15 protein-coding genes are annotated in these 23,052 nt (G+C 52.3%); all 15 read right to left on the bottom strand.

Features of this window, described 5'->3' with window-relative positions; translation table 11 throughout:
* Nucleotides 1-124: 124 nt before the first annotated feature.
* The 15 genes from LMED105_RS02780 to LMED105_RS02710 all read right to left on the bottom strand — a co-directional run bounded on the left by LMED105_RS02780 (nt 125) and on the right by LMED105_RS02710 (nt 22,947).
* Nucleotides 125-784: a TetR/AcrR family transcriptional regulator gene (locus LMED105_RS02780; RefSeq protein ID WP_008247979.1), complete on the bottom strand. Its 660-nt coding sequence runs from the start codon at nt 782-784 to the stop codon at nt 125-127.
* Between the two features lie 57 nt (nt 785-841).
* Nucleotides 842-2,986, bottom strand: coding sequence for a CocE/NonD family hydrolase (locus LMED105_RS02775; RefSeq protein WP_008247978.1), 2,145 nt, complete (start codon nt 2,984-2,986; stop codon nt 842-844).
* A gap of 126 nt (nt 2,987-3,112) precedes the next feature.
* Nucleotides 3,113-4,273: an NAD-dependent epimerase/dehydratase family protein gene (locus LMED105_RS02770; RefSeq protein ID WP_008247977.1), complete on the bottom strand. Its 1,161-nt coding sequence runs from the start codon at nt 4,271-4,273 to the stop codon at nt 3,113-3,115.
* Between the two features lie 55 nt (nt 4,274-4,328).
* Nucleotides 4,329-4,916 carry an adenylyl-sulfate kinase gene (gene cysC, locus LMED105_RS02765; protein WP_008247976.1) on the bottom strand — a complete coding sequence of 196 codons (588 nt, stop codon included), beginning with the start codon at nt 4,914-4,916 and terminating at the stop codon, nt 4,329-4,331.
* Nucleotides 4,894-5,979 carry a TIGR03032 family protein gene (locus LMED105_RS02760; protein ID WP_050771124.1) on the bottom strand — a complete coding sequence of 362 codons (1,086 nt, stop codon included), beginning with the start codon at nt 5,977-5,979 and terminating at the stop codon, nt 4,894-4,896. Before LMED105_RS02760 ends, cysC begins: the two co-directional genes overlap by 23 nt.
* 79 nt (nt 5,980-6,058) lie before the next feature.
* Nucleotides 6,059-13,900 (bottom strand): tail fiber domain-containing protein, encoded by a 7,842-nt coding sequence (locus LMED105_RS02755; protein ID WP_008247973.1) that lies wholly within the window; start codon nt 13,898-13,900, stop codon nt 6,059-6,061.
* An 8-nt stretch (nt 13,901-13,908) separates the two neighbouring features.
* Nucleotides 13,909-14,445, bottom strand: coding sequence for a hypothetical protein (locus LMED105_RS02750; RefSeq protein ID WP_156799485.1), 537 nt, complete (start codon nt 14,443-14,445; stop codon nt 13,909-13,911).
* A gap of 143 nt (nt 14,446-14,588) precedes the next feature.
* Nucleotides 14,589-15,281: a hypothetical protein gene (locus tag LMED105_RS02745; protein WP_008247969.1), complete on the bottom strand. Its 693-nt coding sequence runs from the start codon at nt 15,279-15,281 to the stop codon at nt 14,589-14,591.
* A 51-nt stretch (nt 15,282-15,332) separates the two neighbouring features.
* Nucleotides 15,333-16,187: a peptidyl-prolyl cis-trans isomerase gene (locus tag LMED105_RS02740; protein WP_008247968.1), complete on the bottom strand. Its 855-nt coding sequence runs from the start codon at nt 16,185-16,187 to the stop codon at nt 15,333-15,335.
* Nucleotides 16,180-16,665 (bottom strand): hypothetical protein, encoded by a 486-nt coding sequence (locus LMED105_RS02735; RefSeq protein ID WP_008247966.1) that lies wholly within the window; start codon nt 16,663-16,665, stop codon nt 16,180-16,182. Before LMED105_RS02735 ends, LMED105_RS02740 begins: the two co-directional genes overlap by 8 nt.
* On the bottom strand, nt 16,662-17,531 hold the full coding sequence (locus LMED105_RS02730; protein WP_008247964.1) for a hypothetical protein: 870 nt from the start codon (nt 17,529-17,531) through the stop codon (nt 16,662-16,664). The genes LMED105_RS02735 and LMED105_RS02730 overlap by 4 nt, the downstream gene beginning before the upstream one ends.
* Nucleotides 17,532-17,534: 3 nt before the next feature.
* Entirely contained in the window at nt 17,535-18,785 is a 1,251-nt protein-coding gene (locus tag LMED105_RS02725; RefSeq protein ID WP_008247962.1) for a type II secretion system F family protein, read from the bottom strand.
* 2 nt (nt 18,786-18,787) lie between these two features.
* Nucleotides 18,788-20,488: a GspE/PulE family protein gene (locus LMED105_RS02720; RefSeq protein ID WP_008247959.1), complete on the bottom strand. Its 1,701-nt coding sequence runs from the start codon at nt 20,486-20,488 to the stop codon at nt 18,788-18,790.
* A gap of 14 nt (nt 20,489-20,502) precedes the next feature.
* Nucleotides 20,503-21,360, bottom strand: a complete 858-nt coding sequence (locus LMED105_RS16880; protein ID WP_008247957.1) for a hypothetical protein — start codon at nt 21,358-21,360, stop codon at nt 20,503-20,505.
* A gap of 3 nt (nt 21,361-21,363) precedes the next feature.
* On the bottom strand, nt 21,364-22,947 hold the full coding sequence (locus LMED105_RS02710) for a type II secretion system protein GspD (protein WP_198006776.1): 1,584 nt from the start codon (nt 22,945-22,947) through the stop codon (nt 21,364-21,366).
* Between the last annotated feature and the right edge of the window lie 105 nt (nt 22,948-23,052).

Raw genomic sequence — 23,052 nt, 5'->3', positions numbered from 1 at the left:
AAACCGTAATTACAGTTTTGCTTATTTAGAGCGCCTTATCTAAAAATGTACCACCGGAGTAACATGAAATGTTGCGCGAATTGTCAATAGTCGCAATTTAGTAGTAATTTCACTACAGGGCTTGTCAGGACTTGATTCCGAGGTATCGGCTTACCACATTCTGAATTCGTGTCTCAAATTCTTGGGTGCGAAATTTGATGGGGCCGGAGTCCCTCAAGCGGGCATTGTGAAGGGCACCATAAACCACCTGTATGGCAAATGCCAAAGCCCGCATTGGGTCTGGGTGAACGGTGTTGTCAATGTGTTGTAACAGTGGCTTTGAAACCGTGGTGATAAAACCAAAACCCACATCCCGCATGGGTGTGGATTCGATAAAACCTTTGGATTCCCGAATAAAAGCCTCAGTCAAAATTGAGCTGTACTCGCCCTGAAAAATACCTACAAGAAAGCTGACTACTTCGTCGCAAATCAGTTTACCTTCCACGCCGACCCAATTGCGATCGTCAAACTGGCTGGCCGCACTCATGAGCAATTCCTGGCAACTTTCAGCAATCAAAGCGTCGAAGTAACTTTCTTTGTCCTCAAAACGGCTGTAGAACGAACCCACGGTGCAACCGGCTTCGGTGCAAATGTCCTTGATCGATATTTCTTCAAGCACACGGGTGTGCAAAAGCTTGCGCCCTGCTTTCAGCAGGTCGTGGCGCTTTTGAAGGCTGCGCGCCTGCATGGCTGGGCGCACACCTTGGGTATTTTCTACAGCTTCAGCTTTGGCTTGGTTTTTCACTGGAAATAAGAGCGCCCACGTGGAGTGGGCGCTGCAAGTAATCGATTAATAGCCGGATTATGGCATTAAATTTTGCAATGTGGGTAAATTCAAAGTGCCGCGCAGTGCCACCAAAGGTGTGATTAAGTCGCGTGAGGCGGTTGCCAAATATTGCGGGTGGTAACCATACACCAGCAAGCCAAGGGTTTCACCTTCAGCCAAACGTTCGGCCACGCCGGTCATTTCGACATGGCGCTTGCCGAAACCGCGAACGGGCGTGACCTGATCATCAATCAAGCGCCAAGCGCCATTCCGGTTCACACCCAGGCCAACAAACAACATGGGGTCGCAACCCGGCTCCAGCCCAGCCAAACCAATGGGCGACATGGCTGTTGCTGCATAAATTTCACTGCACAGCGGGTTCATCAACATGTCGACGGGCGGCGCAATTTCAAACGTAGCAGTTGGAATACCTGCCACGACGTTGACCCCTGCAGGCAATTCGATGGGCATGACCGCAGGTGCAAATGGATAGCGCAAAATGCCGGTAACCGCACTGGTGAGCACATTCAATGGGTCCGCACCAGGCGTGAAATCGATTGCAACCGGCTGAATGTTGCTGTTAGTCGCCTGGCCTTTGGCTTGTGGACCGAGGTTGCTGAAGAATGTGTTTTCGTTCACCCACACAGCTGCATTTTCACTGGCTGAACCCTGGCCTACGTCGTCATTCAGACTAAGGCAAACTTTGCCTTTGTTGGCAGCCAAGGTTGTAAACGCATTGGATTCGCTGGCGTTTTTGATTGCAGCAGCTTCCTGGGGCGTAAACAACTTTTCAACCAAAAACGCAAACTGCGCTTCCGGAATGCTGAGGGCACCACAAGCAAATGGACCACCTGGCTTCTGGAACTCAATTTCATTGAGACCGTTTTGTGCGCCCTGCTCGGTGAGGTCGGCCAAGCCCGGAACCATGGAAGGAGACAGGGGCAAAATATGACCGCTTTGGTGAGTTAACAAACGAACATCGGCTTTTTTGCCTTTGTCATCCTCAAGCGCGCGATAGCAGCTGAAGTTGTGGAAGGCATCGTTGAAGTTGAACAAAGTGTCCCGAAAGCCCTGGGTGAACAGAATATCAACCGGGTCTGGCGTTTTCTGGGCCAGGCCGGGCGTGACTTCGCTTTGAAGGAACGTTTGTGCGCCCGGCGCTTCAGGATCACACCAGTAACTGGGGCTGTGGTAACGGAAAAACTCGAGCGCACCTTCCGGGAAACGGTTTGCGGTGGCACCGCGCAGCAGGGTTTCGCGGATCAAGTTGTCTTGCCCGCTGGTTTGCAAAGCCATGGGGTCGCCTGCCTGTAACTTGGGCTGCAGTGAACCGGTTTCGCCACCAGCCACCAACAACAAGGCCCAACCCGATTTGACTGTGCCTGTGGGCTTGATATTGCCCTCCGCGGGCTCAAAGCTTTCAACACCGTACGCGCCGCCAGGGTTCAGGCTGTAGCGCAGGTCATTCCATGCAATATCTGGAGTTAGTGCGTCCAGGCGTTTCAGTGGGTCAATGTTGTGGATCAACAATTGATAGCCACCGCCATAGCTGCCACCCGTGGCACCAGCCACCATATTGAATTCACGGTTGCCGGCTGGTTTGGGTGAACTTGCGTAGCGCAGCCAGTCCAGGTTGGCCTCGGCCCAATCAAGTATTTGAAGCAGATCTTGCCCTTCAAAGTCAGGGTCCATGACCCGGACCGAACCGCCGCTTTCCCCAAACCCGCGCTGGTCGATGCTGATCATGCCGGCACCAGCCGCGATCAAGTCGCCCATGATTCCCCGCGGGCTGCTGGCCCTAGAACCGCCATAACCGTGGCCTTCCAACACCAGTGGGTTGCCCAGGTCACAGTTGAACTCGGCAGGTTCAAACACGGTGAATGCAATGTTGTGGCCGCTGGCCGATTGCAAGTTGACGCTGTAAATTCCACCACCTTCACGGGGCTGTGTTGCGTTGTCGCTGCAAGCAGTCGAAGTGAACTGCCGTTGCACGGCTTCCGGGTCGGGGTTTTTAAAGTTGGCCACCAAAATAGTGATTGGCTCGACTTCTTCATTGGGGTTCGTTGGGTTATTGGGGCCAGCCACACCCGCAGGGGTGTCGTCGCTGCCGCATGCTGCAAGGCCCAAGGTGGCGCCCAATAGGGCTACGAGCAACATTTTGTTGAAGGGTACTACGGTCATGGGTGTCTCCTGCCATCTCCGCCTTATGACTTGGGCGTTGTGGATTTGTGTTTGTATCCCCTTGTTACCGGGAGATGACAGGAATTAGATGTGCCAGAAGTGTCGCTAAGCCGACACTACGGAAGCCTACACCTGATGGTACATGCGATACCAGGCCGCAAATTCGGCAATACCTTGCGCCAAGGGCGTGGCTGGCCGGAATTGAGTGGCCAATTGCAACGCACTGACATCGGCACAACTTTGGCTTTTCTCGAGAATTGGACCGGTGATGTATTCCTTGATCGCGGTTTTGTCCAAAGCATGTTCCAGCGCTGCAATCAATTCTTCAATCGACACTGGCAAGCTGTTGCCCACATTCAAAAGTCGCCATGGTGCGTTGCTGGTGGCTTGGTCGGGGGCTTCAACCAACCACACCGGGTTGGGTTCGGCAGGGGTGTCGCTGGCACGCAATATGGCCTCAACCAAATCAGCCACGTAGGTGTAATCGCGGGTATTGCTGCCATCGTTGTAAATCTGAATGGGCTTGCCTTCCAGAATACGTTTTGTAAATGCGAAGAGCACGGAGTCGGGCCTGCCCCAGGGACCGTACACCGAGAAAAACCGCAAACCGGTGGTGGGTAAATTGAACTGGTGGCTGTAGGAATGCGCAATCAATTCGCAAGCGCGCTGAGTGGCTGCATCCAGGCGCTGCGGGTGGTTGGCACTGTCGCGCTCGCTCATGGGTTTTTGAAAACCGGCGCCATACACCGCATGGCTGCTGGCGTACGTTAGATGGTGAATTTTGAAATGGCGGCATGCTTCCAACAGCGACACAAAACTGTTGATGTTGTTTTGCACGCATTCGGCGGGTTTGTCTTGCGACAAAAACTTGTCGGTTTGACCCGCCAGGTGAATGACCCGCTGAACCTTGTAAGTTTCAAGGCATTCATGTAGCTGCGTGCTGTCGCAAAGGTCAGCGCGCACCGTGTGGTATTTCGAACCGGTGGCTTTTGCGATTTCATCGAGCATGGTCAAGCGCTCACGCTTGAGCCGGGTGTCGTAATGACTGTTCAGGGAATCAAAACCAATCACCTTGTCGCCGCGTTCCAGCAGTGCCTTGGCCGCGTGAAAGCCGATGAAGCCAGCATGGCCGGTGACCAGTACGGTTTGCTTCTGGCGCGCCTGCTTCACCAGGCCCGGATCGACTGCCTCAAGCTCGGCCAATTCCTCGGTTTGCAATTCGTCTGTTTTGGGTGCTGCATTTTTGAGCTGATCCGGGGCCGGAAAGGCCTCCATTTTGATTCCCATATTGGTTCTGCATGCGCGGTAGAGGAACCTAACCTTACCCGAAACCGATTGATTGTCAATCCGGTTGTTGATCCGCCAAGCGCCTTTTCAACGCTGGCTCCAACATGGATAGAAGGCTCTCGATGCAATCCGAAACGCTGTGTTCGTGGGTTTGCAAGATCAAACCAGGATTCTCGGGCACTTCATAGCCAGCGCTGATTCCGGTGAACAGCGGAATTTCTCCGCGACGTGCACGGCCATACAAGCCCTTGGGGTCGCGTTGTTCGCACACTTCCAGCGGAGTGTTCACATAGACTTCAAAAAACTGATCTTCATTGAACAAGGAACGTGCTTTATTGCGGCTTTGGGCGTGGGGCGAAATCAGCGACACGATCACCACCAAACCGGCATCGACCATTAATTTACATACCTGTGCTGTGCGCTGCACGTTGCTGGCTCGATCTTCCTGCGAAAACCCAAGGTCACTGTTCAAACCATGGCGCAAACAGTCACCATCCAGCATTGCGGTGTGAATACCCTGGTGGTGCAATTTATTTTGTAGCGCCAATGCGAGAGTGGTTTTTCCTGCGCCACTCAGGCCAGTGAACCAGACCACACATGCGGCATGATGCTTTAACAATTCATGCTGATACAGGGAGATCATTTTGCGCACAGGTGATCAGTTGCGGATGCTGGGCTTCGTCAAGATTCATGATCACACCATTTCGACAGTCGGGAATAACCACGGTGTCAAAGAACTCGCGTGCGACACCTTCAAAAGTGATGGCCTGGATGACGTGGCCAGTTTTCAAATTGACCGCAATCAGTTGGCAACGGTCTGGCAGATGCAGCGCTTTCAAACGATCATGCAGCGGAAAGTCTGGAACATAGCCATCGTGCCGGGGCTTGCTGATGCCAAAAATTGCATAGTCACCAATAAAGCTCAAACCCCGCCCGTACCCGCCCACAAATGCAATGCAATCGTAACGCCCACTGCTCAAATCGATACGCCCAATTTCACCGGCACCACTGTTCAAAACATACAATTCACCATTGTGCAAACGCGGGCTGTGTGGCTGAACCAACCCAGTGCACACTGCTTCCTGATCGCTTGCGGACCACACTTGCCCGCTGTTAAATGGCAGTTTTCGCCAACCCTGCGGCTCGGCAGTTGCAGCAAACATGCTGACATATTTCAATTCACCATCATCCATACAAAGTCCATTGAGATGACAACAATCCTCAGGAGTTAACTGGGTGATGAACTTGGGTTGCCACGCTGGCTTGAAGCTGTGTACCGGGCTAAGCGACGCAATGCAACTGTAGCGCGCCGCGACAAACAAGGGCTGCCCGTGTTGATCAAAATCGAGTTCATGGGTATCCAGATCACCCGTGAAATGAATACTGCGCGGGCTGTAGCTACGCTGGTAAACCGGACTGGACACTTGTGGGTGAGCCAGTAAATCGTAATACAGGCGAATGTCTGTTTTGCAAGCCACCGCCAGGTGATTGCCATGAATGGCCATGCCCATGCACAAGGGAAACCTCACCACGTGAAAATTCAAACTGCCAGGAGTGGGTGCGCTGACCACATGCAAGTCGCCCATACTGCGCGTGCCCAACAGCACAGTAAAACCGAGCTGTTGCTGCAGTGCCACCCACTCTGGATCGCAATGCACCTGCGTGTGCACCGAAGGATGAGTTGACTGAACAAACGGTTTTTGCACTTTCGCACCTTCGTTTGAAGAATGATAGGAACAGCACCAGATTATTCGAGCCTGAAGGTTTCGCCTTCACCCTTCACGGTTACCCCATTTTGATCCAGCTGGCTTTGATCGATTTGCCCGCTGCAATCACCTTCACCTGGTTACCCTCGGCATACAGTTCAATGCCCTCGCTGGCGACCGACACCACTTTGGCCTGCCCTGCATTCACGATCACGGTTGCAGTGGCATAACTACCATCGAGTGCACTGGTACTGACGGTGTAATGACCATCTGATTTGGCAGCAAACAACACAGCGGGCAAACCAACCCCGGCGTAAACTTGCGCAGAACCAGTGTTCAATTGTTCAGCCTGCACCGTGTTGGCCACAGCTGAATTGGCTCTCAAATTGTTAACTTCAAGGTCTGCGATTCTAGCCATTTCGGCTTCCAGGCGTTGCGAATATACCGAATTTGCACGCACCTGCTGTGCGGTAAAATTGCTGACCTTCAACTCAACCGCGTTCACAGTCAGCAGCGAACCATCTGCCGATTCACTAAAATTTTTCGTCCAGCGTGAATTGATGTTGTTGATCAAATCTGAATTGTTTTTCACCTGTCCATCCAGCGTGAACAAGGCGTCATCCAGCCGCTCAATTGCGACTGAATTGGTTTGAATGGCCACAGCATTCTCGGCAATTTTCTGAATGTTCAAATCAATTGCATTTTGCATGCCGTCCATGCGTTTGCCTGCATCGGTTCTCCAGCTTTCCAGCGAAGTAATGCGGGTGTCGTGTTGATTCACGCGGTCGTCGAGCACGGTGATTCGCTGGCCTTGATCTGCCACCGTTTTGTCGAGTACTTTGACCTGCTTGCTTAACTGCCCAACACCCATGGCTGCCATGGCACCCAAAGCGCTGTAGTCCACTGACATCATGCCATCGGCACGGGTTGCCACAGCCTCGGGAAACAGATTCTGAATTTCTTGCGCGATCACACCAATTCGTCGGCCCAGATTGGGGTTGGCCAGGTACTCATAGCTATAAGTTTGCAGTTGTTCAAGTCTGCTTAAAACCGAACCCGTATCTTGTACCTGAATGTTGGTTTTCAACCTGCGATCGGAGCTGACATTGAAGGCCGTGGCTTGCATGTAACCACTTGCAATCACATCGCCATTGCCGGCCACTCGAAAAACAGGGTTGTAAGAATTATCGGGATTGAGTCGCCCCACTTGAAACTCATCAGCAGTTGGTTCCCCAAAAGTTTGAACGTTGTCTCCTATCGCGATTCGAAAAATGGACTCATCAAACGCCGGATTGAATCGATAAATGGACAATCTGTCAGTCGACTCTGAATCGGGCCCCAGGCTCAACACTTGACCAGTCGAAATTTGAGCACCGCCAGCTGCATAAAGTTTCGATGAAAAATTGGATACCCCTGCCACATGAAAAACAGTGTTTGCGATGGTGTCATTGCGGGAGGTGGAACCAATAACAACCTGATCATCGACTGACGACACGACACCGTCTTTGCCTGCACCCAAGGCACCCAGTACGAGGGTATTGGAGGTGGTGACGCGGGCAAATGCGCCGATTGCAGAGGCATAGTTCAGATTGTTCGACAACACATCACTCGACCTGCCCAAGCCCGTGTTGTAGCTGCCTGTCGCATTGCCAAACAAGGCATTCATCCCCAATGAAACATTGGAGTTACCGGTGGTGTTGGAGTAAAGAGCATTCAGACCCACTGCCGTGTTGTCAAAACCCGTGGTGCTGCCAAACATCGAGAAAGTGCCCAAAGCCGTGTTGTTCAAACCGGTGGTGTTATTTTGCAGCGCATTGCGGCCCACCGCAGCGTTGTTGTAACCGGTGGTATTGAATATCAGGCTGTTATAACCCAACGCACTGTTGTTATAACCGGTGCTGTTGGTGAGCAAGGCGTTTCGGCCCATGGCAATGTTGTAATAACCAGTGGTGTTGTTATTCAAAGCACCGCGACCCACAGCAGCGTTGGAATGCCCTGTGGTGTTCTCGAACAATGCATTGTCGCCCACCGCGGTGTTTTCATTGCCGCTGGTATTTTTCAAAAGCGCATTGGCACCCACTGCCACGTTATTGGAACCCGTGGTGTTGCTCAACAAGGTGTTAAAACCCACCGCAACATTTCGCTCACCCAAGGTATTGGTCAACAAACTATTTGTACCGAAAGCGCTGTTGTAATCGCCGCTGGTATTGCCCAACAAAGCGTTGACCCCAAAAGCACTATTCTCAAAACCATCGGTGTTGTTCAGCAATGAATTGACACCCACAGCCGTATTTCGATAACCCGTGGTTGTATTGCGTTGGGAATTAAAACCAATCGCAATATTTTGATGCCCACTGGTGTTGTTGTACAAAGCATCTTGCCCGATGGCCACAATTTGATAACCTACATTGTTGGTGTACAAGGCGTTGTCTCCCAGCGCCACGTTTTGAGAACCCGTGGTGTTGGAGAACATCGCATTCGCACCTATCGCATTGTTCTGTGCGCCAGTGGTATTGCTGTAAAGTGCATTGACACCCAATGCGTTGTTGCGGCTACCCGTGGTATTCAAGTTCAGCGCATTTCGGCCAACACCTGTATTGTCAAAACCCGTGGAGGTGTTCACCATGGCATACACGCCCACGGCAGTGTTGTTATAGCCTGTGGTATTGGCGGCCAATGTGTATGTACCAATGGCCGTGTTGTACGAACCTGTGCCATTCAGGGTCAGCGCATTAAAGCCCACACCAGTATTGAAAATTCCGTCAGTAGACACTGCACTGGGCGACAGACTGGTGAGCACGCCTTCGCCGACCGCCACATTCCCTGCACGTGGATCAGCATCTAGCGCATTCAGGCCGAGCGCCAAGCTGCTTTGCGGAAAAGCCGCCCCCGCGGTGCTGGTGTAAGTAAGCGCAGCGTCAATATTTGCCTTGTTCACAGGCGCAACTTGTTCACCATTAACATACAGGCTTTGTACATCAACCCGCCCTGCAAATACCGCAGATTGATCAGGGTTCAGAGTAAGTACCGTGTTGTAGGTTTGCTCACCCACTCCGCCAGATCCACCCTGGCCAACGCGAAAAACAAGTCCGTTTTCTGCACCGCCTACATCAATGGTGGTAGTGGTAGCAGCTGATCGAATACGAAGGTGATCCCAGCCAGCATCGTTGCTTGAAGACATCACACGCAGATCACGCAACTGCGTGTAGTTGGCTGCATCGCCAGTATTCAGAAACACATTGCCCGATGCGCGCAAGCCACCTGTCACTTGAAGCTTATTGCCACTGCCGTCATCGCCAGTCGCACCAATTACAGCAGTGTCAGTGGTGCGACCCAACACGACTGTGTTGGATGTGGTGACCGAAGAATCATTGCCAATCGTGACTGCATAGGACAATGCATCGCCAATTGTTGCGCTATTCCCCAAGGCGATGTTGCTGGTGCTGGTCAGGGTGCCGTTGCCAGCCAGGTCGCCAATTAAAATATTGCGACTGCCGGTGGTGATTGTATTGCCTGAACGGTGACCTATCGCAATATTCGTATTACCAGTGGTTAACGCGGGCATGGCGTAGTGGCCCAGCGCTGTGTTGGATGCACCCGCACGCAACTCGCCAAACGTGCTGTTACCCACCGCGGTGTTGTACTGACCTTCCGAGTAATACAGGGTGTTGGTACCTACGGCGACACTTTCTGAAGCAGTAGCCCTGAACATTGAAAATGCACCAATCGAAGTCACATAAGCGCTGGTACTAATGGTGTCTGCGGCGTAAGCGCCAATTGCGGTGTTGTAAAAGCCCGTGGTGTTGCCATTCAAGGCTGCATCACCCATTGCCGTGTTGTAGTACCCGGTAGTGTTGCGGCCCAGGCCAAACTGCCCCACTGCCACGTTGCTGCTGCCTGTGGTGTTTGCCATCAGTGAATAGGCACCCACCGCCACATTGTCATCGCCTGTGGTGTTGGCTTGCAAACTGTAGTAGCCATTCGCCGTGTTAAAACTGCCTTCGGTGTTGAAATACAAAGACCATGCACCCGATGCCGTGTTGTAGTACCCGGTGGTATTGCTGTACAGGCTTTTGTAACCCAATGCCGTGTTTTCATCGCCGTAGTCATTGGTGTAAAGCGCTTGATAACCAACACCTGTATTCCAGGTTCCAGATTCAGTGCCATATCCGGTTGTAGCCATTTGACCCAGCACACCATCGCCAACCGCCACGTTGCCCGCATTCTTGCGTCCTGCCAAAGCCCCAGTGCCAAGGCCCAGGTTGGGTTCGGCATAAAAGGTAGAGCCTGTGTCACTGGCATAAGAAAAGGCAAAGGTCGCTGGTACACCCAACACGCTCAAGGAACCAACATCCACATTGCCGGTGAAACGTGCATTGCCAGTCACTTGCAGACGGTTTCCACTGAGGTCGTCAATGCTGCTACCCATCACAGTTACATCACTGACTCGCCCCAACACCAGGGTGTTGGAAGTGCCCACCGTTGCACCCGCACCAATGGCCGTGGCGTACTGTATTTCAGTGGCCACACTAGGCAAGGTAAATGCACCCACAAAAGTGTTGAAACTGCCTGTGGTATTTGCATTGACCGTATTAACTGCGCCCCCCGTGTAAGGAGAGTATCCAGCCCAACGCCCCAGTGCTGTGTTGTAATCGCCAGTGGTATTTCCACTTAAGGTATTGGTACCCAGAGCGACGTTTTCAATACCATCGGTGTTGGAGAACAACGCCTGATGACCCACAGCGGTGTTTTTATAACCTGTAGTGTTGCTGTACATCGCCTCGCTACCCAAGGCGACATTTTCAAAACCGGTGGAGTTGTAAAACATCGCAATTTGGCCAACTGCCGTATTTTTGTAACCACTCGTGGTACTGAACAAGGCAACCTGACCCAAAGCAGTGTTGTTGTCACCAGTGGTCAGGTTGTAGGCCACGCCGTCACCCATTGCGGTGTTATTGCTGCCCGTTGTATTTCCAAACAAAGCACCGTAACCCACACCGGTATTCTTGTTGCCCAAAGTGTTATTGAAAAGGGCGATGTTGCCGATTGCTATATTCTTGAAACCCGAGGTGTTTTGATTCAGGGCATTGATGCCGATTGCAGTGTTTGCGCCACCGCCCGATGCCGCACCAACCATTGCACCTACGCCAATGATTACATTGGGTTCGGCCACGCCACCAGCGGAGTCGCTGAGCAACAAACGTGTTGCTGAAATAGAGCCATTGGCAATTACATCGCCATTGCCAGCAACTCGGAATACTGGGTTGTAAGTTGTTTGGTCAAAACTGAGTTGACCAATTTGAAATTCATCGGCCTGTGGATGTCCAAATGTGTTTGGATTGTCCCCAATGACCACACGCATGACGGTTTGATCGTCTGCGAGATTGGACCGATAAATGAATTGGGAATCCGAGCTCTCAAAATCTCCGCCGAAGCGTAGCTTCTGGTCGGTGGGGATTAACACCCCACCTTGGAAATTGACAGCACCGCTAAAGGTTGCATTTGCCGCGTACAAATCGCCATTCAAATTTACATTGCCTTCAACATACAATTTCGTGTTTGGGAAGGTGTCGTTGCGCGCCGTTGAGCCGATGACGATTTGGTCATCTAACAACGTTCCTGTTTTGTTGATAGCCAAAGCACCAAGAACCACCGTGTCTGAAGTCCCAACGCGACTATCAACTCCCAAGGCAGTTGCATAGTTGAGTTGTAACGCACCCTCTCCTCCAGAGTAAGCGCCCAAGAAAGTATTTCTAGCACCTGTTGTTGTTGGATTAATAAGGCCACCATATCCGCCGTTTGCCTGACCTGCAGTGCGACCCAAGGCAAGGTTACTGTCTCCTGTGGTTAAACCCCTTAAGGCAAATGAACCCACGGCAACGTTACCTGTGCCAGTAGTAATATCGCGCATGGCAAACCGACCTATTGCCACACTGTTGTTGGCGGTCGTTCCAGAATAGGCTGCATCGTGCCCTATCGCAACGTTTGAACCCCCAGTTGTCGATCGGTAAAGTGCCCGGGAACCCAGCGCTGTATTAAAACTGGCAGTCGTGGCGTTATACAAAGATGCCGTACCCAGCGATGTGTTTTCATTGCCAGTTGTGTTGGCCAGTAATGTGTTCTTACCAATTGCAACGTTGTCAGTACCTGTTGTATTTGCGCGTAAGGCATTGAAACCAAATGCGCTGTTGTCAATTGCTGTGTTGTTTCTTAATGCGTCGTAACCGACCGCTGTGTTGTAGTTTCCGGTGGAATTCAAGTAAAGCGCACCTGAACCCACCGCCACATTGGAAAAACCGGTGGTGTTGTAGTACAGAGCGCTATAGCCCACCGCAGTGTTCGATGTGCCCGACGAATTGAAATACAGGGACTGCGAACCCATGGCGGTGTTGTAATAACCCGTGGTGTTGGAATACAGGCTTTTGTAACCCACGGCAGTGTTTTCATCGCCGTAGTCGTTGCTGTAAAGGGCCTGATAACCCACGCCCGTGTTCCAGGTACCCGACTCATCGTAATACCCAAGTGTGGCCATTCTCCCCAATACATCCATACCGATGGCCACATTGCCCGCATTTTTTCGACCTGCCAATGCGCCTGTTCCCAGCCCAAGATTGGGTTCAGCATAAAAGGTGGAGCCTGTATCGCTCGCATACTGAAAAGCAAGGGTGGCAGGTACTCCCGCCTGACTGATCGAGGCCACGTCAATGTTGCCGTTAAAGAACGCGCCCGCAAATGTGGGCGTGCTGGTGGTGGCAATGTCTTGCGGCAAACTAAGCACCACATCGCCATTCATGGCGCTTGCAATGACCTGGTTGTTGGTGCCAGCAATACTGAGTACCCCTGTATTGGAAATGGTGATGCTTCCCGCACCGTTGAGCACCCCGATTCCGTCGCCTGCGGTGATTGCGCCCAAAGCGAAACCTGCGCCTGTGCCAATCAGCAAACTTCCTTGCGCAGCAGCACTCGAATCAACACCAGTGCCGCCAAATGCAGCCCCCAATACGCCACTGCTTACGTTGCTTGCATTCAGGTCGGTTAGGGCTGCACCATTGCCGGAAAAACTGTCGGCGGTTACGCTGCCGGAGAATGTGGCAGCGTTTCCCGCCAGTGCACCTGTAATGGTTGCACTCGCAGCTTGAAAGTCAGCGACGGTAACCTTGCCGGTGGTGTAGGCTAAGGCGCCAGCGCCATTGGCTGCTGAATCATCATTGAACTTGCTGGCATCCACAGGCTGCCACGCACCACCGACATAGCTGTACAGTTTATTGCTTTCAAGTACCAAGCGAATATCACCTTCTTCACCTGGCATTGCGGTCAACTCAGCATAAGTTCCCACAGCACTTTTGAACTGTTTGGACGACGTTTGAGAAGGGGCTGTCACCTGAACATAATCATCGCCCAAGCCCCGGCGATTGGCGAGAATATACGTGCAGCTTGTTTCCATGCTGCCATTCAAGCCTGGGGAAACCACGGCATACACCAAGGGATTGACAACTCCTTGCCCAGCCAGAAAACTGCTGTTGGATGTGGAAGCGCTGTTGTCCCATGCACAGTAACCCAAAGGTCTGCCTGCACCATCTCGCTGAGGCAGGTTAACCGACGAAGGAACAGAGCCCATATCAACCGGATATCCACTCACCAGCGTGCCCATTTCGCTGGCCCGCAGTACACCATTGAATTCGGCCACATAACCTTGCATGCCTTGGCTTACTTGCGCCACTGTGTTTTTCAGGGTGAACTGGCGAATAAGCTGCGTGGCTGTAAAAGCGGCCGCAGAGTCACCAGACCGACCCACCGCAGGCGACACCACCGCAGCACCCAAACCAAGTGCCACCAGGTAAGGTAAGGCATGCTGTACCGCTACAACAATTGGTTTTGGTTTAAAACTGATCGGGCTGACTTTGAAATTATTCTTCTTCATGCGAACCTCTAGTTCAAAACCGCAAACACGAGTTCATCGCCATTCGCGATGATTGAACCCTCGTACTGACGAAGCAGGCGTTCTCGAGTTGGCGATGCTCCGGCACTAACCCGCGGTATTAATCGAAGCCGTATACCACCGGCTTCAGTGTGCTCGTAAACCCACTCCTCGAAATCGGGTGGGCTGACAGGCAATGGAATGCCATCGGGCATCAAGGCGAGGGGCAAGGGGCCATTCGGCGTGGGGCACATCACCGCTGATATCACGGCTATGTTCCCAGTCGTTGCCGGAGCTGGGTAGGCATGGCGTGTGTCAAACTGCCCATGATCACCATCGGGATACACCGCTGCACACAGCATGATTTTTCCCTTGATCACTTCAAGCTGTACCGCAACCTCACTCACCGTGTCTTGAACCGACTGCCCCTGTTGTGCATTGGTGTTCAGGCGTGCATAAGCAGCACCCACAATTGCAAGCAAACCAATGCCATACAGAATGTAGGAAGCGATGAACCCGCTTTGTTGCCGAAAAACTGTCCTGTTCACGATTGTTTTCACCCCATTTTCTTGCACGGAATTCGGTGCATACCGGGTTAACGGGTGAAAGCATGCACACCCATATCCCTTGCTTTGGTGAAACCGGGCGAAAAAAAAGCCCGCTACCGCGGGCTTGGCAAGGTATCTATGTTTTAGTTTTCCTGAATGACTTTGAAGTACACATACTTGGTGTCGCTGGTTGCAATGCATCCCTCGGGCCAACCTGCGGGATCTGGTGCGGTACTTATTGCAGAAATTCCAGCGTCTGTGGTGCCTGTGGTCCACACCGACAAAGCAGTGCCCGCGACTGGGATGGTTGAGGTTCCATACAACAGCGTATTGACGCGCCCACAAACGTCTTGCCTCAGCCCCGGCAGTATGACCATGGGGTCTACGGCGCCAGTTGCCAATCCTTTACCCGGCGTTACCTTGTTGATATACCAATGTCCAGCTGACAATGCCGAGGGGGCCTTGATGACCGTGTCTTCACCGTTGGCAAAAGCAGTAGTTGGCATGATTTGCGGTGACGCGTAACGGGCCGCCGGGTCAAACAAACCCTGGTTGGTGGTATTCGAAAAATCAAGCGCTGTTTGCACGGCAGACGAACCAAAATCGCTTGAGTATCTGGCCACGCCATCGCGCAAATCGCTGGCCTGTTTCAGAATAACCGAGGCATTTACTTTCGCCTGTTCCACATCAGTTTGCGAAGTTGGACTTCGGTTGGCCAATGCAAAACCACCCAGCACTGCTGTCATCAAGGCAATGCCGAACAGCAAGGCCGCCTGAATAAAACCCGTCTGTTTTTGCTTGCGCAAAAGGGTTGCGGGATTGGAAATAGACTTCATGATGTTCTCCTTGATTACTTGTGTTGCTCAAGCCTTGCTTGTTGAATCGAATTAACCCAACTCCACCTTGGCCTGCCTGCGGGCCTGTTCAAGTTCGGCGTTGAATTTCTCTAAAGCAAGGGCCTGAACAATGTCTTGCTTCAATTCTTCCACTGTGGGTTTTTTCAGTTGTTTGCTGTCTTCAATCTTCAAAACCAAAAGACCGTTGCGCAATCGAAGTACTTCACTGAACTCGCCCTTTTTCATTTTCGAAACTACCCGCCCAAGGTTATAGGGCAACGCCTGGGCAACCGCATAGCCATCACCTTGCTCCACCAGTGGCTTCAACTGATCGAGCGCATCCTTTTCGCCCTTCCTCAGTTTTTCCAGTGTTTGCTGAACATCTTTTTGATCGTTGCTCAGGTAGTAACTGACTTTCCATTGTTGAAAATTCTGGTCGAGTACATTGGCATCGTAGTAAGCCTTGACATCATCATCGCTGACAGCTTTGCGCAATTCTTCCATTCGTTTGGTGGTGTACAGCGTAGAAAGTACTTCGCGCTCGGCTGCGCGAAGGGCGGCTTTGGCCTCTTCCACGTACATCTCGCGACCCCGTTCTGCAGCCACCACTTTGTTGATATAGCGGTCAATCACAATGGCGCGGTCTACACCGGATTGCAGCATGACGCCCAACTCCATTTCAGTGATTTTCATGCCATTGATGCTGGCCACTTCCCGGTCCGACTTTCCTGAAGAATCACCTGCTGCAAATGCACTGGCCACAGGTGAAACACTTGGGCTGGAAGGCCCCTGAAAAGCAGTCCAGCCTGCCCATGACACCAACCCCGCCAAACCCAGTGCAGCAACACTCAGGGTTAATTTCTGTTTGGCAAACGGTATGCCCAATTTGTTGTCCGATTCACTCATCGCCCTGTCCCCTCAATTTAACTTCTACTTTCTCGGTCATGCCTTTGACGATTGCCATAGAAGCCTGCCCCGAGCAACCTGCCAGGCAAATTTCCTCGGCATGCCACACCACGTCTTTTGAAATACCCTGGACACTGTTCAACACGTACATGAACTCGGCGTATTTGGAAGGGTCTGCAATATCAATCTTGATGCTGTCGCGATTGGCTAACACCTGAACATCCGGGCTCAACCTGCCCAACACACGCGCATAATCCTCATAGACCACTTTCCCGACCGGTACGCGCTTTAAAGTGAACTCCGGCAACTCCTGACTTTTTCGTTCAATCTCATTGGCGCGGAGAAAGTCGTTGACCGAAAACGCGGCAAGAATCACCATGATCACTGCACACATCATTGCAAATACCGGTGCCAACCCCATCAGGCGACTGGCCTCGGCGACCCACAACGAGCTGTTGTTCTTTAAATCGAGCTTCACTTGACTGACTCCTTCTTGCCTTGTTTACGTACACTTAGAAGCCCTTCCATATCCCTTAGATCGGTGACCACATCGCGCCCCAGAGAATCGAGGTAGTCCTGACTCACCCAACTGGGCAGGATCAACTCGAAAGATTCGTCGTCCTCGCCCTTCATGGTGTACTTCTCAATCCACCCCCCCGATCTCACAACAGTTGCTGACACTTTTTGTATTCTGGATATTTGGCGTGCCAGGGGCTGCTGCACACTGAGCTTGAGCAGGGTGGCATTCAAGTCATTCTCAACCGCTTGCGCATTAAGACCGCTTGCAGCCTGACTGTTGGTGTATGCGCTTGCGACCTGTGCCCCCAGAAACACCATGGATGCCGAAATCAAGACACCGATGGACCCCTTCATCATCAAGGCACTAAAACGCTCGGTGATGCCCTGAATGGCCTGGGGAATACTGCTGAGCGGTTTACCGCCCTTGTGTTCAATTTCGACGATGTGCAAATCAAGACCAATCAAATAGTCTTTCAACACATCCTGGTCGTTACACAGCAGGCGAACACTACCGCCCTCAATGATCAAAGCAACGGAGTAGTCGGCGCCGTGCATCAAGTAAATTGCATCACCGACATGCAAAGGCCCGTCCGGTAAAACATCAACAAAAGGCAAGTTAAAACCTGGCGCCGAACTGAGCCAAGCGCTTTCAATGGCGAAGTAGTACACATGGCCTGAACGCTCGGCAAGATACGCATGAAGCCGGTTGGTACCCAAAATGGCGTAAGCCTGATTCATCACTACTTTCTGTGCACTGCCAGTGCCAACCGGCAAGCGCCCCGCAATCAGGTTGGAGTAAATGCTTTTTAAATTGATGGCTTCCACGGCTTAAGCTCCAGACAACACAACTTCGTTTTGCAAATACACCACGGCCAGACTGAACAACACCGCAATACCTGAGTAAGCAAGAGAAGCGACGAATGCAATGACTGCAAATTTGCGTGCAGCGCTGTTGGCTTTGTCATCGCGGGTTTGTGATATCGAGGCCAGGCACTCAGCCAGTTGAGCCTGGTCTTTGTGCGCCCGAATCAACAAGCGTTCGCTGCTGTCCAGCAAGGGATGATTGAAAGCAACAGCAGGCTGCTCACCAATTTCGCTGCGATCGGTGATGGTTTGCCAGAACAGGGATACAGTGGGTGTGATGGTGCCTTTACGTGCAATTTGTACCGCATTCAAAAAGGCCACACCACCGGTCAACAAAGAGCCCAACACGCGGGTGGTGGCAGCGATACCGGAGCAAATCAGCAACTCGCCTATCACCGGCACTTTTTCCAGAACCCCAAAAGCCTGTGTGCGGGTTTTCTGATCAGGCGACAACACCAGCATAGTGAAATAAATCAGGATCAGAAAAAACACGAAAGAGAAAACCAGCAAGCCGTTGTTAACCCATTCGGCCAACGCCAACGAGCTGTTGTATTGCGCAACCTTGGCAGGGTCTTCGCTCATCAATGGTGTTGCTTTCAATTGCTCAATCAAACCAAAACGCATGCCGATTACCGTAGACACCGCCATGATCAAATCCAGTGCAGTCCAGGTGACAGCACCAAACATCAGCTTCAGTGTTGCAGAGCCTTTCTCATAAAAACTGACTGCAGTTTCAAGCGCCTCACTTAGCTGGCCTGCAGCTTCGCCGGCGCTTAACACCGCCAAAGTGGAGTCATCAAACCAGTTCAGCAGTTCCACCGCAGCCACAAAACCAAACCCCTGCCGCAACGCATTTAAAGCCTGATTCAGGATTAAGCGTGGCTCACCCAGCTCACCCAAAATCACCTGCTCAAGCGACTTCTCGGGCGACAAACCCGAGCGCACATTGAACGCCAGCGCCTGCAAGAATTTCTGTTTGTAGCTTCGGCTTACCTTCGAGCCAAACAGACGAGACAATCTGCCTTTGGCTTGCAGTTCGAACACATCCAGCACCACCCCCCCACGGTCAATGACTTGCTGAATAGCCTCGCGTTTTCTTGATGCGGTGATCACCAGTTGGTGGCGAAAATAACCACTCAATCTCTCGTCAGGTCGGGCGGTTGCATCCAGCATTTGAGGGGCCAGATAATCGACACGAAAATTTGAAATCGACATGCTCAGTCCCCCGCCACACCAAGTACCTGAAGAACACTGGGCCAATCGACCAAGCCCTGATCCAGAAGGGTCTGCAAGGTTTGGAGTCGGCTGGTGTAATCAACCCCGTTCTCTTCGCGCAAGTCGACAGGAAGCTCCAGGCTGTGACTTTTGAAAGCCCTCACAAAACGGCCACGCATTGTTTCGTCAGCGGGCACATGCAGGGTTTCATGCGCTGCTACCCTGCCTGAATAACCCAAACCAGCGCAGCGAGTACAGCCCACCTTGTAACGCAAACCAGCACGTGGCTGAATCAGGCCACCGGTAAGCCGAAGCGCCTGTGATTGAAAGTGTTCAAGCGCTTCGCCCTGTACCGGCCGGGCACAGGAACACAGGCGACGCACCAAACGCTGGTGAATAACCACGCGCAGAAAATGCGCCAACAAAAATTCTGAATCTGCACGGTGTGCCGGGTCAATCATGGAGAGGAATCGTTCGCTGACCTGTAACACGCTGTTGGCGTGAATGGTTGAAATAACCAGGTGACCGCTTTCCGCGAAAGCCAATGCAGCGCGTGCAGAGTCTGCATCGCGTACCTCGCCGAATATCAGAATATCCGGGTCTTGGCGAAGTATTGAACGCTCAAGTTCAATGGCTTTCTGCTTCACCAAAGCCTGCAATTGAATTTGTTTGGCAAACGGCAAAATGTATTCAACGGGGTCTTCAACAGTAATCACATTCATGGCGTCTCGCCTGAATCCGCAGGCCACGGTGTACTGCGTTGTACTCTTGCCTGAACCTGTAGCACCGGAAATAAATACCAAGCCTCCAGTTTTACCAGTTTGATTGGTAATGCTTTTGATCAACTCTGTCATTTTGGGTTGCCCGGGAAACAGAGCACCCAGACTGGGCAAAAGCGATGCATCCAGAGCACGCAACACCACCGATTCACCATCCACCAAAGGCTGCGTCGAGATCCGAAAATCCACCACGCGGCCCTCATGTTCTACAGTCAATCGACCATCCTGAGCTGTGCGGCTATTGGATGCATCCATGCCCGCTTCAATTTTGATGCGGGCCACCAGCGATTGCATCAACAACTCGGGCAGCAAATGGGTTTGCCGCATCACAGAATCAACCCGGTAAGCAATCCATGCATCGGGATCACCTTTGCGGCTGAGGTGAATATCACTGGCTCGCAGCGACAAGGCCTCCTTCAATACTGCATACACCAGGCTGCGCAAACGGCCGGCCTCCAACCCCTCGTGTCGAAGCACGGTGATCAGGCCGTTGACTGAACCCGATTGTTCGATGCGCAACAGCAAGTCGCACACCTCTTGGCGACTGGATGGTAAAAACTTCAATGCAGAAACAGGTGCACGTAAAATTTGGCGAATGCGATCCTGTTGCGCGGCTTTCAATGGTTGGGCGCAACGCAGGGTGAGCACTCCCTTTGAAAACTCGGTGGGCACACACACAAAGCGACGGCAATATTCCAGAGGCAATATGGTTTGCAAGGTAAAGTGGTCGCCAATGACATTTGAATCTTCCTGAGAACCCGTGTCGACCAGGTCATCAAGATTCAAGAACCGAGAGCGCAAGGCAAGGCTACCCAATTCGGCAGACCGACCCTCGCCACGCAAATGCGTATGCTGTTGGCGAAGCAAATTAAGCTGGTGGTCATCCAGCCCGGCTTGCACCAAATCGGCTTCAAGTGATTTCATGCGGATTGTTTCCTTCAGTTGGGAAAGCCTGTGCCAAAACCGGGCTGATTATTGCCACCCTGGCTGCCACCGAAACCACCATTGCCACCACCGAACCCGGAGCCAAAGTTGCCCCCTTGCTGACCACCCAAGGTACCCGAAGGTGAAAATGTCTGTGTTCGCAACACCGGTACCAAATGATCAAACTGATCGGTTTCAACTTTCAACAATTGCGAATCGCTGGGCACTTGCGGCAACCCACCCGCGCTCGACTCCAGCGCACCATAAAACACATTGACCCAGGTTCCGTTTTCACTCAACCAATCAACTGTAATGTCCTGACCATTGACCTTGGCGCGAAGCGGATAACCACTGACATTCTCTGTTTGGCCAACGCGCAAACGCAGTGAACCCGACGAACGCGAGACAGGACGAGGTGCCACAACAACCGGCGGTGCGTCACTACGGTTGTTGCCGGATTGCTGAACAGCAACTGGCTGACTGACTTGTTGCGGCGTGAAATCGTTTTCCACCCGACGCATGACAATTGCACCCTGAAAATAAGCAGTGATCTGCATGTTTGTGAACAGGTTGATTAGCGGAACCGGCAATACCGGAGAATTCAAGGCCTGCTGCCGAATGTTCAAATCTTCCTGGGTAATTCGCCGTTCGGCCTGCCGGCGTATTTCGGCCGCATCACCAGCACTGGCCGGTTCTGCCGGGCGCTGACTAGCCCCAGCAGAATCTGCGCCATTCGCCGCAGGTGCCCCCTGCAACAGGGCAGGGCGAATCAGGGGATTTGCAATGGTTTGCTGCGCCAAGACACTGCCACAGCAGGCTACGAAAACACTTGCAATGCAATATGTGATGGCTTGTTTTTTAAGTGCATGCATGAATCACTGCTCCTGAAACGGGGTCAGTTTCGAAATCATTTGAACTGGTGACGGCACAAAACCCAGGCTTTTAGACAAGCGCAATGGGCCACCCACTGTCGCGACAGGTTCAAGCACACTGGGTGCCTTGGGCTCAATTCGGCGTTTGATTTTGGCGGCAGGTTGTTCAAGTTCAGCCACCTCACCGAACAACAACAAGCGCGGGCGGATGGTGACCACCAATTCCGTTTGCTTGGTGCTCTCAGTGCGGCTGCGTGTGCCCAAGCCACTTTGAAAATCATCCTGCGCTCGCGACACCGTAATGCCACCCAGCAATATGGTGTCGCCAGGCCGGCAACGCACCTGGGTTTTCAATTCACGGTCAGCCACTTCGGGCAAATTCAAATCCACACCCAAGGCGGTAAAGCGCTTGAGTGCCAATAGCTCAGTGATTGAAATATTGATGCGGGTGTAAATGGTGGAATCGTGTGCTTCACCAGTTAGCGAAACCTCAAGGCCCGTGCGCAGGTTTTGGGTATCGGCAGTCGACTGCGCAACACCGTTCACAATTTGTGAACCCACACGCGAGACGAATGTGGTGGACTGACCCACGCGAATATTGCCGTTGGTGCCATTCATCAAACCAATTTTCGGTTGGCTCAATGTTTTGACATCGCCTTGCGACTTTAAAAAATCAATCAGAAAATTGGTTGAAAAGTTTTCCCCGAAAATGAGGGTTTCGATACCGGATGCAGTCCGTGTTAACTGGGTAATTCGATCAGCAGTGCTTGAAGCACCGGCTATGGATGAATCGGGCGCGGTGTTGATTCCCCCACCGGCTTTGTATAGCTCCCAACGTACACCCATGTTGTTGGAATCATTCAAATCAACCTGCAACACATTCATGTCGTACACAATCAGCGAACGCGTAGCGCGTGCCCGTTCCAGATAATTTTGAATGTCACTCAATGCCCGGCGGTTGGCGCGAAACACCAGCGACCGGTTGATGCGGTCCAGGTACACATCGCGTGCACCCAGGTACTGCATGGTGTTGGTAATGCCAGCCATGCTGTCCTCGTTCAGCACTGGCGGCATGGTGACGACAAACTGTTGCTCAGGCATGATCCTCAACACACCTGACTCAGTCACAGTCCAGAAGAAACCCATGATCTCGCCCAACTTGTTCATCACCTGCGGCAAAGTGCCACTGAGATTGTTCAGCGTGACCACCCCATACCGGGACGCTGCATCCGCCCCACCCTCAAAACTCAATGGCATATTGGTGCTGGCGAAAATCAGCTGCAGCACATCAAACAAACCGCGTTCAGTCACCGACAGGTTCTCAACCAAGCGGCTAGGCAACTCGCCCTCGGAAATTTGGGGGCGAACCCAGAATGTATCGGAGGGCAAACGCTCAATGGGCAAAGTCACCTGCGGGGCTGCCTGACTGGCCCCGGTTATTTCAGGCGCTTTCAGCTTGGCGCGAAACTCGTCTTCCTGCCCAAATGGCCTTAACGATGAGCAAGCCATTGCACCCAAGGCAACGGCCGCGTAAACACCAATTTTGCTCACCGTGAAAGCGGTGTTTAATGCGGTGTTGGGTTTCATACTGTTGCTCATCCTTTTAAAGCGGTACTGTTGAGTATCCCGATGCAGGATGGGTTAAACATCCCTCTAAGGAGTCACCTCGCCGGCCCCACCTGTTCGCGGGAT

This window comes from Limnobacter sp. MED105 (assembly GCF_000170915.1).
Taxonomy (GTDB): domain Bacteria; phylum Pseudomonadota; class Gammaproteobacteria; order Burkholderiales; family Burkholderiaceae_B; genus Limnobacter.
The sequence above is the reverse complement of the archived record's forward strand: the minus strand, read 5'-3'. Positions and strand labels throughout refer to the sequence as shown.